Annotated in this window: 13 protein-coding genes; 5 read left to right on the top strand and 8 right to left on the bottom strand. The window is 60.7% G+C overall.

Annotated features, from left to right (window positions below):
* Window positions 1-35: 35 nt before the first annotated feature.
* The 3 genes from SPE70_RS24805 to SPE70_RS24795 all read right to left on the bottom strand — a co-directional run bounded on the left by SPE70_RS24805 (window position 36) and on the right by SPE70_RS24795 (window position 3,667).
* Window positions 36-1,358: an MFS transporter gene (locus tag SPE70_RS24805; protein WP_012967096.1), complete on the bottom strand. Its 1,323-nt coding sequence runs from the start codon at window positions 1,356-1,358 to the stop codon at window positions 36-38.
* Between the two features lie 271 nt (window positions 1,359-1,629).
* Complete coding sequence (gene yhjD, locus SPE70_RS24800; RefSeq protein ID WP_008806925.1) at window positions 1,630-2,661, bottom strand: inner membrane protein YhjD; 1,032 nt, start codon at window positions 2,659-2,661, stop codon at window positions 1,630-1,632.
* 106 nt (window positions 2,662-2,767) lie between these two features.
* Window positions 2,768-3,667, bottom strand: coding sequence for a LysR family transcriptional regulator (locus SPE70_RS24795; protein WP_022065187.1), 900 nt, complete (start codon window positions 3,665-3,667; stop codon window positions 2,768-2,770).
* A 119-nt stretch (window positions 3,668-3,786) separates the two neighbouring features.
* Between SPE70_RS24795 and SPE70_RS24790 the strand changes: the two genes are divergently transcribed.
* The gene (locus tag SPE70_RS24790) at window positions 3,787-4,545 is read left to right on the top strand and encodes an SDR family NAD(P)-dependent oxidoreductase (protein ID WP_012967099.1); all 759 of its coding nucleotides are present in this window, start codon (window positions 3,787-3,789) and stop codon (window positions 4,543-4,545) included.
* Window positions 4,546-4,569: 24 nt separating this feature from the next.
* On the opposite strand, the gene SPE70_RS24785 is transcribed toward SPE70_RS24790, so the two are convergent.
* The 3 genes from SPE70_RS24785 to SPE70_RS24775 form a co-directional block, all read right to left on the bottom strand.
* Complete coding sequence (locus SPE70_RS24785; RefSeq protein WP_008806928.1) at window positions 4,570-5,103, bottom strand: GNAT family N-acetyltransferase; 534 nt, start codon at window positions 5,101-5,103, stop codon at window positions 4,570-4,572.
* A gap of 66 nt (window positions 5,104-5,169) precedes the next feature.
* Window positions 5,170-6,822: an alpha,alpha-trehalase gene (locus SPE70_RS24780; RefSeq protein ID WP_008806929.1), complete on the bottom strand. Its 1,653-nt coding sequence runs from the start codon at window positions 6,820-6,822 to the stop codon at window positions 5,170-5,172.
* A 239-nt stretch (window positions 6,823-7,061) separates the two neighbouring features.
* Window positions 7,062-8,210 carry an iron-containing alcohol dehydrogenase gene (locus SPE70_RS24775; protein WP_064170593.1) on the bottom strand — a complete coding sequence of 383 codons (1,149 nt, stop codon included), beginning with the start codon at window positions 8,208-8,210 and terminating at the stop codon, window positions 7,062-7,064.
* A 135-nt stretch (window positions 8,211-8,345) separates the two neighbouring features.
* Here SPE70_RS24775 and SPE70_RS24770 point away from each other — a divergent pair, with 135 nt between their 5' ends.
* Window positions 8,346-8,969 carry a glutathione S-transferase family protein gene (locus tag SPE70_RS24770; RefSeq protein ID WP_012540364.1) on the top strand — a complete coding sequence of 208 codons (624 nt, stop codon included), beginning with the start codon at window positions 8,346-8,348 and terminating at the stop codon, window positions 8,967-8,969.
* 52 nt (window positions 8,970-9,021) lie between these two features.
* Here the strand turns inward: SPE70_RS24770 and gorA are convergent, their stop codons facing one another.
* Entirely contained in the window at window positions 9,022-10,374 is a 1,353-nt protein-coding gene (gorA, locus tag SPE70_RS24765) for a glutathione-disulfide reductase (protein ID WP_023323365.1), read from the bottom strand.
* Between the two features lie 72 nt (window positions 10,375-10,446).
* Window positions 10,447-11,289 carry a 23S rRNA (adenine(2030)-N(6))-methyltransferase RlmJ gene (locus SPE70_RS24760; RefSeq protein ID WP_008806933.1) on the bottom strand — a complete coding sequence of 281 codons (843 nt, stop codon included), beginning with the start codon at window positions 11,287-11,289 and terminating at the stop codon, window positions 10,447-10,449.
* Between the two features lie 193 nt (window positions 11,290-11,482).
* On the opposite strand from SPE70_RS24760, the gene SPE70_RS24755 reads away from it, so the two are divergent.
* From SPE70_RS24755 to rsmJ, 3 genes are all read left to right on the top strand, one after another.
* Window positions 11,483-12,754, top strand: coding sequence for an acid phosphatase (locus SPE70_RS24755; RefSeq protein ID WP_032755961.1), 1,272 nt, complete (start codon window positions 11,483-11,485; stop codon window positions 12,752-12,754).
* Between the two features lie 182 nt (window positions 12,755-12,936).
* Window positions 12,937-14,979 carry an oligopeptidase A gene (gene prlC / locus SPE70_RS24750; RefSeq protein ID WP_008806935.1) on the top strand — a complete coding sequence of 681 codons (2,043 nt, stop codon included), beginning with the start codon at window positions 12,937-12,939 and terminating at the stop codon, window positions 14,977-14,979.
* A gap of 7 nt (window positions 14,980-14,986) precedes the next feature.
* Window positions 14,987-15,739, top strand: coding sequence for a 16S rRNA (guanine(1516)-N(2))-methyltransferase RsmJ (gene rsmJ / locus SPE70_RS24745; RefSeq protein WP_022066426.1), 753 nt, complete (start codon window positions 14,987-14,989; stop codon window positions 15,737-15,739).
* Window positions 15,740-15,754: the final 15 nt, after the last annotated feature.

Here is a 15,754-nt window from a genome sequence, read left to right as displayed (position 1 = left end):
GAGAGCCCTGACGCCAGCGGCGTCAGGGCGAAGGATCACAACGACTGGTGGCGGGTCTCGTGGGTCAGCAGCAGGGCGATCAGCGTCAGCGCCGCCATCGCCGCCAGATAGGTGCCGACCGCCGCCAGGCCGTAGTTGCCCTGCAGCCAGGCGGCAATGTACGGCGCGACCGAGGCGCCGAGAATCGACGACACGTTATAGGAGAACGACGCGCCGGTGTAGCGCACTTCCGTGGGGAACAGCTCCGGGAGCAGCGCGCCCATCGGGCCAAAAGTCAGTCCCATCAGGCTTAAGCCCAGCAGCAGGAAGGCGAAGACCAGCAGCGGGTTACCGGAACCCAGCAGCGGTTTAAAAGCGAACAGGGCGAACAAAATAATCATCGTGGTGATGACAATCATGCTCTTGCGACGGCCAAAGGCGTCCGCCAGCAGGCCGGCGACAGGCACCATCACGCCGAAGCCAATCACCGCCATCATCAGCATCCACAGCACTTCGTTACGCGGCAGGCCCAGGCCATTCGGCGCGGCGCCGGTGCTGAAGGTCATCGAGTAGACGGTCATGATGTAGAACAGGGTATAGGTTGCCAGCATGATGAAGGTGCCCAGCACCGTCACGCGGACGTGTTTGGTCAACAGGGTACCCAGCGGGATTTTGACCTGTTTTTTCGCCGCTGCCACTTTGGCGAAGACCGGCGTTTCGTGCAGCGAGACGCGCACGTACAGACCGATGATCACCAGCACCGCGGAGAAGATAAACGGCACGCGCCAGCCCCACTCCATAAACTGCTGATCGGTTAACAGCCAGGAGAGCAGCAGGAAGGTGCCGTTGGCGAAGAAGAAGCCGATCGGCGCGCCCAGCTGCGGGAAGGAGCCGTACAGGGCGCGCTTGCGCGCCGGGGCGTTTTCCGTTGCCAGCAGCGCTGCGCCGCCCCATTCCCCTCCGAGGCCAAGCCCCTGACCGAAGCGCGCCAGCGCCAGCAGCATCGGCGCGACAATGCCAATGCTTTCATAGCCGGGCAGCAGGCCGATCACCACGGTGGAGATCCCCATGGTTAACAGCGAGGCCACGAGAGTGACCTTGCGGCCGACGCGATCGCCAAAGTGACCAAACAGCGCGGAGCCGATCGGCCGGGCGACGAAGGCGATGGCGAAGGTGGCCAGCGACTGCAGGGTGGCCGCGGCGGCATCGCCCTGCGGGAAAAAGATATGCGGGAAGACGATGACCGCGGCAGTGGCATAGATGTAGAAGTCGAAAAACTCAATGGCGGTGCCAATGAGCGAGGCGACAACGACTTTGTTGCGTGAATTGACCGGGGCGGTTTCCTGCGAGTTTTCGAGTGTGGTGGCTGTGGCTTGCATAGATCTTTCTTATTTTTGCGCGAACGAAAAGCCATATAGCCACAGCCACAGGGACATTTCAATCTGTAACAAACGTGGAAAGTGGGCAAAAAACAGGCAAAAAGCGGATAATTTTTACACCAGTAAAAATGGTTCTATGAAATGCTTCACACAATTAAAAAGATAGAGGATAAAACCAGTTTTTGGTTAAATAAAAGTTAATGGGTGGATTTATCTACTGAAATAAAGCGCGAGGATGAATTTTGCCTCTTCAATTCATCCTCGCAATGCGTTAACGGTGGGTTTTGCCAGGCATCCGCCGGTCGTCTTTATACTCCGCGGTGGCGATCCATGCGGCGCAGAATAGCGTCAGGCGGGCAAAGAAATAGAAAAAAGCCATCAGCCCCAGCACCGAACCGAACGCCGCCCCGGAGGGGGATTTCACCAGCGCCGGCAGCGTCCAGGTCATGACGATTTTGATGATTTCAAAGCCAATCGCCGCGATAAGCGTGCCGCGAAACAGGGCTTTGCGCCGCGGACGATGGCGCGGCAGCCGCCAGAAGATCCAGAAAAAGAGCAGATAGTTGGCAAAAATCGAGATGGCGAGGCCGATCAGCCGCCAGGCGGGCTTCAGCCATTCAATGTTGTCGAGATACAGCGCGGAGATAATCAACTGCTGGGCGGAACCCGCGACAGAAGTGATGGACAGCGTAATAATCAGCGCCACCAGCAGACCGATCAGCGAGATAAGATCGCGGAAGTATTTTATCCAGATTTTCTCTTCGTCCTGCGGCCGGCGCTCCCAGACGTCGCGCGACTGGGCGCGGATCGCTTCGCGCAAATTGCCCATCCAGTTAATACCGGAATAGAGGGCGACCAGCAGGCCGACCAGACCGACGGCGGTGCGCTGCTGCACCGCGGTGTTGATGGTGTTTTTCAACGTCGCCGCCAGCGTCGGGTCGCTGACGTTTTGCAGAATCTTGTCGAAAATGTCCTGCAGCAGGGTCGGGTGCCAGGCCAGCACGAAACCGGCGGCGGCAAAGGAGACCATCAGGATTGGGATCATCGACAGGAACGAGAAGTAGGTGATGGCCGCGCCGAACTGATTGCCCAGCCGGTCATTGAAACGTTCTGCGGCGCGCAGTAAGTGGGCGATCACCGGGTTGCGCTGTACTTTGGCCGCCGTTCCGGTGACGGTCTTCAGCGCCTGGCTGGCTTTTTGCCCGACGGCCGTGTCATTGAGAGCGTCGAGGGGGCTTTTGTTTTTCTCCGGCTGCGTGTCCGGTTCCTGTGGTGGGCGTCGATCGTCGTTTTCCGGCGTCATACGTGATTTCTTCCTTTTTTACCGCGAGATTCAGCAAAAAGTATACCTTAAATGGCGTATCCTGCAGGAACGCATCTACCCGCCACCCGTTCACCATCCGCGGGGATCAATCGACATAATCTTTCATCAACCCGCCCAGCCACTCCATAAACAGATGTACGCGACGGGAGAGATTGCGCCGATGGGGGTAGATAAGCGAGACCGGCAGCGGCTCGGCGCGGTACTGGGGCAGGATCTCCGTCAGGTCGCCGGCGCGTAACGCCTCGCGCACGCCGGTACGCGGCACCTGAATGATCCCCAGCCCGGCGATACAGGCTGCCTGATAGGTTTCCGTACTGTTGACTGTCAATATGCCGCCGGTTTTTACCCAGCGCACCGCGCCATCGATCACCACCTCAAAGCCGGGGGGACGGACCCCGAGGGTGCTGGCGTAGTGGATCAGGGCATGATCCGCCAGATCCTCAAGGGATTGCGGATAGCCAAATCGCGCAAGGTAGTCCGGGCTGGCGCAGTTAATTTGCGTCAGCTTGCCCAGTGGGCGGGCGATAAGCCCTGAGTCTTTGAGCGCGCCGACGCGTACCACGCAGTCAAACCCCTCGCGGATCACGTCCACCAGCCGGTCGCTGCTGCTCAGCTCCAGTTCGATGCCCGGATACTGCTGTAAAAAAGTCGGCAGATGAGGGATCACCAGTTTTTTAGCAAAACCGACCGGCATATCCACCCGCAGCCGGCCGCTGATGCTCGCCGGATCGTGCTGGAACATGCCGTCCAGTTCGTCGAGGTTGCTCAGCAGATCCTTCGCCCGCTCGTAGTAGACCATCCCATCCTGGGTGAGCTGAACCCGACGGGTGGTACGGTGCAGGAGCCGCACGCCAAGATGGCTTTCCAGGGCCTGAATCTGCCGCGAGACGCTGCCTTTCGGCAGCGCCAGGGTCTCGGCGGCGCGGGAAAAACTCTCCAGATCCGCTACGCGAATGAATAACTGCATTGCATGAATTTTATCCATGCCGATCGCCTATTGTTGTTATGAATGAAACAGTAAAACGTAATGTAGCGTATTTATTGTTTCACTGGCAGTTAATAAGCTAGAACACAATCACAACGCAACCTGAAAGGGGTCTTCTGATGACACAACGTATCGCTTTAGTGACCGGCGGCAGCCGCGGTCTGGGTAAAAACGCCGCGTTGAAGCTGGCGGCGAAGGGAACCGATATTCTTCTGACTTACCACAGCAACCGCCAGGCGGCCCTCGATGTGGTGGCGGAGATTGAGCAAAAAGGGGTCAAGGCGGCGGCATTGGCGCTGAACGTCGGGGATATCTCAAGTTTTGACGCTTTCGCCAGCGAGGTGGCACAGGTGCTGGCGCAGAAGTGGGGGCGAACCACCTTTGATTATTTACTGAACAACGCCGGGATCGGCCTTAACGTCCCCTTCGCCGAGACCAGCGAAGCGCAGTTTGACGAGCTGATGAACATCCAGTTCAAAGGGCCATTTTTCCTGACCCAGCGGCTGCTGCCCCTCCTGCAGGACGGGGGACGGATCCTCAACGTTTCCAGCGGCCTGGCGCGCTTTGCCCTGCCGGGCTATGCGGCCTACGCCGCGATGAAGGGGGCGATGGAGGTCCTGACCCGCTATCAGGCGAAAGAGCTGGGCGGGCGCGGTATTTCGGTGAATATCATTGCGCCGGGAGCCATCGAGACCGACTTTGGCGGCGGCGTGGTGCGCGATAACGCCGAGGTGAATCGGCATATCGCCGCCCAGACCGCGCTGGGGCGCGTCGGGCTGCCGGATGATATCGGCGACGCCATCGCCGCCCTGCTCAGCGATGAGCTGGCGTGGATGAACGCGCAGCGCGTGGAAGTCTCGGGCGGGATGTTCCTCTGAGCCAGACTGACGCCGGGCGGTGCGCTACGGCGCATCGCCCTCCCCACGCAGCCGACCGAACAGCCAGTCATTGTGCCAGCGGCCGTTCAGCCAGTAGTTCTCCCGCAACTCCCCCTCCAGCCGGAAGCCGGCTTTGAGCAACAACTGCTTAGACGCCTCGTTGCCGGCGGTGACGCTGGCGGTCAGGCGGCGGACGCCGCCGGTGGTAAAGGCGTAGTCGCACAGCGCGCGCAGCGATTCGTAGCCGTAGCCCCGGCCCTGCGCCGCCGGAGCGAAGAGAAAGCCGACCTCGGCAATGTCGCGCTGATGATGCTGGTAACCGGTCAGGCCGAGCGGGGTATGGGTGAGCCTGTCGCGCACCACCAGGCACAGCCAGTGTTCATCCCCCGGCGCCCACGGCGGCAGCCGCGAATCGAACGCCTCGCGGATGGCCGCCTGCGGCCGGGGGTCGGCGACGTAGAGCATGACCTGCGGATCCTGCTGCAGGGAAAGAAAAAACGACCAGTCGTCCAGCTGCAGCGGTGAGCAGCGCAGGCGCGGCGTCAGGAGTTCAGGCATAAGCGTCATTCCAGGCAGGGCGAATCCTCTGAACATAGCAGGAGAAAGCCGCCGGGAACAGCCCGACTAGGTTGGCTCACCGTACAGGCCAATCAGTCGGCGCACCACGCCGTTGGTCCAGCCAAAGCCATCCTGCAGGGGATACTCCCCGCCGCCACCCTCATGCGGGACGCCGGTGGCAATATGGTATTTCTCAATCAGCTTGTGATGCTGCTTGTAAAAGTGATTGACCGTCTGCAGCCAGCTCCAGGCAATCTCATCCCCCAGCGGATCCTGGCCGTAACGTTTAAATCCCTGGATCGCCATCCACTGCAGCGGCGCCCAGCCGTTAGGTTTATCCCACTGCTCACCGCTTTCATATTCGGTGGCCATGATCCCCCCGGGGGTGAGCAGGCGGGCCCGCACCGCATCGGCAAGGCGTTCTGCCTGCTCGTGAGTCGCCAGGCCGACGTAAAGGGTGACGATGCTGGCCGCGGAAAACAGCGCCAGCTGTTCACGGCGCCAGTCATAATCGCGGAAACAGCCGTTCTCATCATCCCACAGATAGCGGTTGACCGCCGCCCGCCGATCCTGAGCCTTCTGGCGGAAGGCCGCCTCTGTCTCGCGATCGCCCTTCAGGCCGGAGAGATTGGCGATGGTCGTCTCCAGCTTGAACAGGAAGGCGTTCAGGTCGATGGGGATAAACTGCGTCGTGCGGATGCTGGCCAGCCGCGTGATATCCCGCAGCCAGCGGCTGGAGTAGTCCCAGCCGGACGCGGCGCCCGCCCGCAGGTCGCGGTACACTTCATTGGCGGGCCGCCCGGAGTGTCGGGCGGTCTCCACGTCCTCGCGCCAGGACTCATCCCGCGGCGTGTCCCGGTCGTCCCAGTAGCGATTGAGCAGGGAGCCATCCGGCATACGCACCACGTGGCGATACGCCTGGTGCGGGATCAACGACTCGGCGCCGTCCATCCAGAAGGCGTGCTCCATCTTCAGATGGTCCAGATAGCGCTTCGCGCCGCGCACGCCATCCTCTTCAAAGAGTTCGACCATCAGGGCAAACACCGGCGGCTGCGATCGGCTGAGGTAGTAGGTGCGGTTGCCGTTCGGAATGTGACCGTAGGTTTCAATCAGCCAGGCAAAGTTATCGGCCATGCATTTCAGCAGATCTTCCCGGCCGCTCTCCGCCAGCCCCAGCATGGTGAAATAAGAGTCCCAGTAATAGGTTTCGCTAAAGCGACCGCCAGGCACAATATAGGCCTGCGGCAGCGCCAGTAGCGACGACCAGGGGATATGATCCTGAGGCTCGCGGGTCAGCACCGGCCACAGCTTATCGATGTGCTCTTTCAGCGTCAGGCTGGGGTCCGAGGTGTAGACGTCGGTCTGGTTCTCCGGCAGCCAGAAGTTGTCTTCAACGAACTGTCGCAGGTCGAAGTCGGGCTGACGTTTGACCTTGCGGTAGTTGCGCAGGATGTCCAGCGGATCGTGTTTCGGCGCGCAGTCGGGGAAGGTTTTGCTGTCGGCAAAGATGCGTGATTTCTGCACGTTGGTAAACAGCTCAAGATAGCGATCCGCCGGGGTAAGGGCATCGGACGCCGGAAGCCCCTCGATCACCTCAGGCTCCGGTTCAGCGTCTATCATCTCATCCAGCTTTAATTCGTACGGATCGGCTTCGTAGCAGGGATCGATGTCGATCCTTAACTCGTCGTCTTCAACGTGGCGTAATTTCTGGCTGAACATAGCGATACGGACCTCCGGATAGCGTGAGTTCGGGGCCGGGCATACCCGGCCTTGTCTATTAAGCGTAGACAGTCGCTTCGGTGAGTGTGAAGCAAACTGTGCGTGAGATCACGCTTTTCCGCCGAGAAGAAAAGCTGTCATTTTAAAGTATACTATTGATAAGTAATTAAAAATTGTACATCCTGGCACAGATGAAATTCGGAGCATTCATTATGCAACAAAATTTTATCCCGGCGCGCTCACTCCCACGCCGCCTCCAGCATCTCCAGCAGCTGTTCGCCGCTCAGGCTGACCGGATTGGCCTTCATTGATGAGGAGCTGCTGGCGGCCAGCGCCGCCGGTTCCAGCGCATCGCGCGCTACGCCGAGGTCGCGCAGGGTGCCAAGGCCAGCGCGATGGCTCCATTCCCGCAGACTGTCCCAGACCCGATCCACAGGGACGTCCAGCCCGTCGGCCAGCCAGCGGCGAACGTCGTTGAAGCGCTGGCGCAGGGCAGGGTCGCTTATCTGCGACTCATTGAGCGCCAGGCCAAACGGCAGCAGGCTGCCGCATAAAGCACCGTGCGAGGCGCGGCTCAGGCCGCCCAGCGGGCCGGCAAGGCCGTGGATCACTCCCAGCCCGGCGTTCGCCAGCGCCAGTCCACCGCACAGGCTGACCCAGGCCATCTCGTCGCGGCTGGCCGGACACTCTTGTTCCATCAGGATTTTCAGCGCGCGGATGCCCCGCGGGATCGCCTGCTGGCAGAGGGCATCGGTGAAGGGAGTGGCCCGGCTGCAGAGCCAGGGCTCGATCACCTGGGTCAGGGCATCGAGGCCGGAGCTCAGGGTGATGCTCCGCGGCGCGTTGTCGGTCAGCGCCGGGTCGACAATCGCCAGGTCAGGCAGCATTCGGTCGTCGCGCAGGCTCACTTTCCGCTGTTGTTCCGGGACGTTGATCACCGCATTTTTGGTGACCTCCGCGCCCGTCCCGGCGGTGGTCGGGATCGCCACGAACGGCAGCGGACTGGCTTCCAGCTGACGACCCGTTCCCACCACCTCCAGATAGTCGACCAGCGGGCCGGCGGCGGGCACCAGCGCCGCAATCGCCTTACCGGCGTCAATCACCGCGCCGCCGCCGAGGCTGACCACTGCCCGGACGCCTTTCTCGCGCGCCAGCTGGACGCCCTGCTCGATATCGATAAGCCAGGGTTCGCGGCTTATCGCCAGCATCGTGACCTCCAGCTGCAGCGCCTCCAGCTGATGGCGCAGAAACGCCGCCCGCTGCGGGCTGGCGCCATGCACCAGCAGAATGGGGCCGCCCTGCTGCGCCAGCCAGGGGGCAGCGCTCAGGGCCTGACCACGGCCAAAACGAATATTTGCGGGCATCAAAACGGTAAAAGGGGTCAACATGTCGGGTTCCTTTTCGGCAAACAGGCTGGAATCAACTATACACATTATCCACTACTCTGCCTTGTTGCTGGCTGGCAAGGCTGACAATAGAGTAGAGTGAAAGATCTCTCTTTTATGGCTGAGGAATCGCTGACAATGCTAACAATTCTGGGCAAACGCTCTTCAATCAATGTACGGAAAGTGTTGTGGACCTGCGAGGAAGCCGGGCTGGCGTACCAGCAGGAGGATTACGGCAGCGGATTTAAGCCTCTGGATACGCCTGAGTTTCAGCGCCTGAATCCTAACAGCCTGGTGCCGGTGCTGCTGGACGGTGACTTCGTGCTCTGGGAGTCGAACAGTATCTGCCGCTATCTGGCGCGGAAAGCGGAGCGCTGGGATCTGCTGCCCGCCGAGCCACAGCCCGCCGCCGAGGTGGAGCACTGGATGGACTGGCAGGCGACCGAGTTTAACACTGCCTGGCGCCATGCCTTTATGGGGCTGGTGCGTAAAGATCCGCGCTTTCAGGATCCGGCGGCGATTAAAGAGAGTATTGCCACCTGGACCCACTGCGTGCGCATTGTCGAAGCGCAACTGCAGCGTACCGGGGCGTGGATAGCCGGCGAGCGCTTCACTCTCGCCGATATCGTGCTGGGGCTGTCGGTGCATCGCTGGAAGATGACCCCTTTTGCCCATCCGGAGATGCCGGCCGTGGAACGCTGGTATATGGCGCTCAACCAGCGCCCGGCGTTTATGCGCCACGGCAATAACGGCGTGGCCTGAACATAAAAAAAGAAGCCCCTGGGGCTTCTTTTTATCATCCGGCGATCGCGTCTTAGCGCATGGTGACGAACTCTTCTGCCGCCGTCGGGTGAATGGCAACCGTGTTGTCGAAGTCTTTTTTGGTGGCGCCCATCTTCAGGGCCACCGCAAAGCCTTGCAGCATCTCATCCATCCCGAAGCCAATGCCGTGGATCCCGACAATCTTCTCTTCCGGGCCGACGCACACCAGCTTCATGCGGCACGGCTGGCGGTGCGAGGTGACGGCGGTGTACATCGCGGTGAAAGAGGATTTGTAGACCTTCACGGCATCGTCGCCGTACTGCTCGCGCGCCTGCGGCTCGGTTAAGCCGACGGTGCCGATAGGCGGGTGGCTGAAGACCACGGTCGGGATGTTGCTGTAGTCCAGATGCTCTTCCGGCTTGTTGTTAAACAGGCGTTCGGAGAGGCGACGGCCTGCGGCCACGGCCACCGGGGTCAGCTCGACGGCGCCAGTGTTATCGCCCACCGCGTAGATGCCCGGCACGTTGGTGTTCTGGAACTTATCAACGACGATGTAGCCTTTTTCGTTGGTTTTGACGCCAGTAGCCGCCAGGTCGAAGTTATCGGTCGCCGGTTCGCGGCCAATCGCCCAAATCAGGCAATCTACGGTCTGGCTGCGGCCATCTTCCAGCTCCAGCGTCAGGCTGCCGTCGGCATTCTTGACTACCGCTTTCGGGATCGCGTTGGTGTGGAGCTGCGGGCCTTCGGCGTTCATCACTTCCACCAGGGTCTCCACGATCAGCGGATCGAAGCTGCGCAGCGGCGCGTGTTTACGCACGAACAGGTGCGTTTCGGCGCCGAGGCCGTTAATCACCCCCGCCAGCTCAACGGCGATATAGCCCGCGCCGACCACCGCCACGCGCTTCGGCAGCGCCGGCAGTTCAAAGAAACCGTCGGAATCAATACCGTATTCCACACCCGGAATATTCGGGTGGCTCGGCCGGCCGCCGGTGGCGATCAGGATATGGTCAGCGGTGATCGTCTCGCCGTTCACTTCCACGGTATGGGCATCGACAAAGCGCGCGAAGCCTTTGATCACGTCGACGTTGTTCTTACCCAGTACGTTGTCGTAGGAGGTATGGATGCGGTCGATGTAGGCGCTACGGCTGGCGACCAGCTTCTCCCAGTCGAAATGGTTGATGGTGGTATCGAAACCGTAGTCCGGGCCGTAAAGATGAATCGCTTCGCGGATCTGCGCCGCATGCCACATTACTTTTTTCGGCACGCAGCCGACGTTGACGCAGGTGCCGCCCAGTTCTTTGGCTTCAATCAGCGCGCACTTCTGGCCGTACATGGCCGCGCGGTTAATCGAGGCGATACCGCCGCTACCGCCGCCGATGGCGAGGTAATCATAATGTTTGCTCATGCCCATATGTCCTTAATCGTTGATTGCCGCGATTGTAGCGCGAGGCTTAAAAGGTTCCACCGATGGTTGCGATTACTCCGGTACGATCCAACTGACGGTGGCGTGGCCGGTGCCGGCCGGAACCAGCTTGCTGTGCAGCCACGGCAGCACATTGTTCATCTGCTGCTCCAGCTTCCACGGCGGGTTGATGACGATCATCCCGGAGGCGGTCATGCCGCGCTGGTCGCTGTCCGGACGCACCGCCAGCTCGATTTGCAGAATTTTGCGAATGCCGGTGGCTTCTAACTCTTTGATCATGCGTTTGATCTGTGCGCGCAGCACGACCGGATACCACAGGGCGTAGGTGCCGGTGGCGAAGCGTTTGTAGCCTTCGTGGATCCCGGTTACCACCGCCTGATAGTCGGTTTTGATTTCATACGGCGGGTCGATCAGAATCAAACCGCGGCGTGATACCGGCGGCAGTTTGGCTTTCAGCTGCTGGTAGCCATCGGCTTTATCGACGCGCGCGCGGCTGTCTTTCTGGAACTCGGCGCGCAGCAGCGGGAAGTCGCTCGGGTGCAGCTCGGTCATCTGCAGGCTGTCCTGCTCGCGCAGCAGCTGGCGGGCGATCAGCGGAGAGCCAGGGTAGTAGCGCAGCTGGCCATTACGGTTGAAGTGTTCGACCACGGAAATATACGGCTCCAGCTCTGCCGGCAGGTCGTCCTGCTGCCAGATGCGGGCGATGCCTTCGAGATACTCGCCCGTACGCTCGGCGTGCTCGCCGCTCAGCTGATAGCGGCCCGCGCCAGCGTGGGTGTCCAGGTAGAGAAACGGTTTTTCTTTCTCTTTCAGCGCTTCGATGATCAGGCTCTGAACGGTGTGTTTGAGGACGTCGGCGTGGTTGCCTGCGTGAAAGCTGTGGCGATAACTGAGCATGGATACAGAGATTCCGGGAAGTAAACAAGTTAACCGATAGTTTACCGCAGATCGGCCGAGATTACCGCTGCGCCGCCGCGCTGTTTCATTTCTGCCAAAAGCGTTGCAAAACATAACGCTGTCATAAAAACGTCAAACGGCCGCGCTAGCGTCGGGTGCAGGCAAGGTAATTATCTGAATAAAAGGAAAAATAATGAAAAGGCAACTCTCACTGCTGGCCGTCGCGCTGCTGCTGGCGCAACCGGTTCTGGCCAAAGACATCCCGCTGGACAGGGCGGCGGCCCTCGCCAATAGCGTGACGCCGGCTGCCTCCAGCCAGGCGTATGACGATCTTGAGCAACAGGGGCTGACGCAGCTACGTCACGCTCTGCAGGGGGATGCCGCCACGCTGACCCGCGATCGGCTGGCGCACACGAAACAAAACAAAACTCAGGCCGATACCGCCTGGCTGAAGGCCAGCGGCTATGACTTCCAGACCCGGGCCAACCAGCAGGCGGGTATTGCGCTGTTGTCGGCGTTCAGCACCCTGCCGGAGACCGTCGTGAAGCAGAATCTGGCGACGGTGACTAGCATCAATCGCGATGCCGCGCAGACGACACGCCGTCAGGCGCTGGTAGATGCGGAAGGGATTAGCTACCTCTACTTCCTCAGCGATGCGCTGGGGCCGCGGCTGGGCAAAGCGTTTCTGACCGCCTATGACCAGGGCGCGCTGGGGAAAGCGGCAGCATTGATCAAAGCCTCGGAGGTCAGCACCGGCGAGGCGAAAAAGCACTTCAACAATCCGCGGCCGTTTCTGGTTCAGGGCAACACCATTCACCTGGTGCCTGACGATGTGGTGGTGAAGGATAACCAGCCCTATACCGCCGACGGCGGCTCGTTCCCCAGCGGCCACACCAACACCGGCTATACCGATGCGCTGCTGCTGGCGGCGATGATCCCGGAGCGCTACGACGCGCTGGTAACCCGCGGCGCCCGCTATGGCTACTCGCGCATCGTGCTGGGCGTCCACTATCCGCTGGACGTGATCGGCTCGCGGATGGTGGCCGAGCGCAACGTGGCCCATTATCTTAACGATCCGCACTACCGGGTATTATTTAACGAAGCTCGCGATCAGCTGCGCGCCGCGCTGGCGAAAGCCTGCGGCACATCGCTTGCTGAGTGCGCGAAGAGCAGCGTGAAAGACGATCCCTGGCGCGATCCGGCGATGCGTGATTTCTCTCGTTTCACCATGACCTACGATCTGCCGCAGCAGAAGGGGCCGCAGCCGCGTCTGCAGGTGCCTGAGGGGGCGGAAGTACTGCTGGAGGCTGCCCTGCCGCAACTGTCAGCGGCCCAGCGTCGGGCGTTGATGGTCAACACCGCGCTGCCGGCGGGTTACCCCCTTTCCGGCGCCACCCCCGAACAGCAGTTCTGGCAGCGGCTGAATCTGTCGGCGGCCTGGGAGATGGCGCAAAAAAGGCATTAATGCGGTTTCCGGCACGCTGCACCGCGTGTCGGCCTTTTCCCGCAACGGGCGGACTTATCGCAGCAATACCCAGGATGACGCACCGCCCGTCATTGAAATTCCCCCAACTATCCCCCATTCTAGATCTCATGCATAAGCGCCGGACGCGCGCTTCATTCACCCTTTTCAACAGGACAGCGCATATGACCAATCCATTACTGACGCCTTTTTCCCTGCCGCCTTTTTCTGCGATCAAACCGGAACACGTGGTCCCTGCGGTCACCAAAGCGCTGGATGATTGCCGGGCCGCGGTGGAAAGCGCGGTGGCGCACGGCGCGCCGTATAGCTGGGAAAATCTTTGCCAGCCGCTGGCGGAAGTGGACGATGTGCTGGGACGCATCTTCTCGCCAGTCAGCCATCTGAATTCGGTAAAAAACAGCCCGGAACTGCGCGAAGCTTACGAACAGACCCTGCCGCTGCTCTCCGAGTACAGTACCTGGGTTGGCCAGCATGAAGGGCTGTATAAAGCCTACCGCGACCTGCGCGATGGCGATAACTACGCCACGCTGAATACTGCGCAGAAAAAAGCGGTTGATAATGCGCTGCGCGATTTTGAATTATCCGGTATTGGCCTGCCGCCGGAGGCGCAGAAACGCTACGGTGAAATCGCCGCGCGCCTCTCTGAGCTGGGCAACCAGTACAGCAACAACGTCCTCGACGCCACCATGGGCTGGAACAAGCTGGTGACCGACGTCGCCGATCTGGCCGGTATGCCGGAAAGCGCGCTGGCCGCCGCTCAGGCTCAGGCCCAGGCGAAAGAGCAGGAAGGGTATCTGCTGACCCTGGATATCCCGAGCTACCTGCCGGTGATGACCTACTGCGACAACCAGGCGCTGCGCGAAGAGATGTACCGCGCCTACTCCACGCGTGCCTCCGATCAGGGGCCGAACGCCGGTAAATGGGATAACAGCCCGGTGATGGCGGAGATCCTCGCTCTGCGCCATGAGCTGGCGCAGCTGCTGGGCTTTGACAGCTATGCCTTTAAATCCCTCGCCACCAAAATGGCAGAGGATCCACAGCAGGTGCTCGACTTCCTCACCGACCTGGCAAAACGCGCCCGTCCGCAGGGCGAAAAAGAGCTGGCCCAGCTGCGTGCCTTCGCCAAAGCCGAGTTTGGCGTTGATGAACTGCAGCCGTGGGACATTGCCTACTACAGCGAAAAACAGAAGCAGCACCTCTACAGCATCAGCGATGAGCAGCTCCGCCCCTATTTCCCGGAAAACAAAGCCGTTAACGGCCTGTTCGAAGTGGTTAAGCGCATTTACGGCATTACCGCTAAAGAGCGTACCGATGTCGATGTGTGGCATCCGGAAGTGCGCTTCTTCGAGCTGTATGACGAACACAACGAGCTGCGCGGCAGCTTCTATCTTGACCTGTATGCCCGCGAACATAAACGCGGCGGGGCGTGGATGGACGACTGCGTCGGCCAAATGCGTAAACTGGATGGTTCCCTGCAGAAGCCGGTCGCCTACCTGACCTGTAACTTCAACCGCCCGGTCAACGGCAAACCGGCGCTGTTCACCCACGACGAAGTGATTACCTTGTTCCACGAGTTCGGCCACGGTCTGCACCACATGCTGACCCGCATTGATACCGCCGGCGTTTCCGGCATCAGCGGGGTGCCGTGGGATGCAGTCGAACTGCCGAGCCAGTTTATGGAAAACTGGTGCTGGGAGCCGGAAGCGCTGGCGTTTATCTCCGGTCATTATGAAACCGGTGAACCGCTGCCGCAGGAGCTGCTGGAGAAAATGCTGGCGGCGAAAAACTACCAGGCGGCGATGTTTATTCTGCGCCAGCTGGAGTTCGGCCTGTTCGATTTCCGCCTGCATGCGGAATACAAGCCGGAGCAGGGGGCGAAAATTCTTGAGACCCTGGCCGAGATTAAAAAGCAGGTCGCTGTGGTGCCGGGCCCGACCTGGGGCCGTTTCCCGCATGCGTTCAGCCACATCTTCGCCGGCGGCTATGCGGCAGGTTACTACAGCTACCTGTGGGCCGACGTGCTGGCGGCGGACGCCTTCTCACGCTTCGAAGAAGAGGGGATTTTCAACCGCGAAACCGGTCAGTCGTTCCTCGACAATATCCTGAGCCGCGGTGGTTCCGAAGAGCCGATGGTGCTGTTCAAACGCTTCCGCGGCCGTGAGCCGCAGCTGGACGCGATGCTGGAGCACTACGGGATCAAGGGTTAAGTCTGCGGTGAAGATCTGCTTAATTGATGAAACAGGCGCCGGAGACGGCGCCTTATCTGTTTTAGCCGCCCGCTGGGGGCTGGAGCAGGATGAAGATAACCTGATGGCGCTGGTGCTGACGACGGAGCATCTGGAGCTGCGTAAGCGCGATGAGCCCAAACTTGGCGGCATCTTCGTCGACTTTGTCGGCGGGGCGATGGCCCACCGGCGCAAGTTTGGCGGCGGCCGCGGTGAAGCGGTCGCCAAAGCGGTGGGTATTAAAGGTGATTACCTGCCGGATGTCGTCGACGCCACCGCCGGGCTGGGACGCGATGCCTTCGTGCTGGCGTCGGTCGGTTGCCGCGTGCGAATGCTGGAGCGTAATCCGGTGGTCGCCGCGCTGCTCGACGATGGCCTGGCGCGCGGCTATGCCGATGCGGAAATTGGCGGCTGGCTGGAGGAGCGGCTGCAGCTGATCCACGCCTCCAGCCTGACGGCGCTGACCGATATCACCCCGCGTCCGCAGGTGGTGTACCTCGATCCGATGTTCCCGCATAAGCAGAAAAGCGCGCTGGTGAAGAAAGAGATGCGCGTCTTTCAGTCGCTGGTGGGGCCCGATTTAGACGCCGATGGCCTGCTGGCCCCGGCGCGCCAGCTGGCGACCAAACGGGTGGTGGTGAAGCGCCCGGATTACGCGCCGCCGCTGGCGGAGGTCGCCACGCCGAACGCGGTGGTGACCAAAGGGCATCGGTTTGATATTTACGCCGGTACGCCGGAGTAATATTACGCCGTGGTG

It is taken from the genome of Klebsiella sp. ZJOU C1 (genome assembly GCF_035620215.1).
GTDB classification, from domain to species: Bacteria; Pseudomonadota; Gammaproteobacteria; order Enterobacterales; family Enterobacteriaceae; genus Klebsiella; species Klebsiella variicola.
Note: the sequence above shows the minus strand (reverse complement) of the source record. Positions and strands in the feature narration are given on the sequence as shown.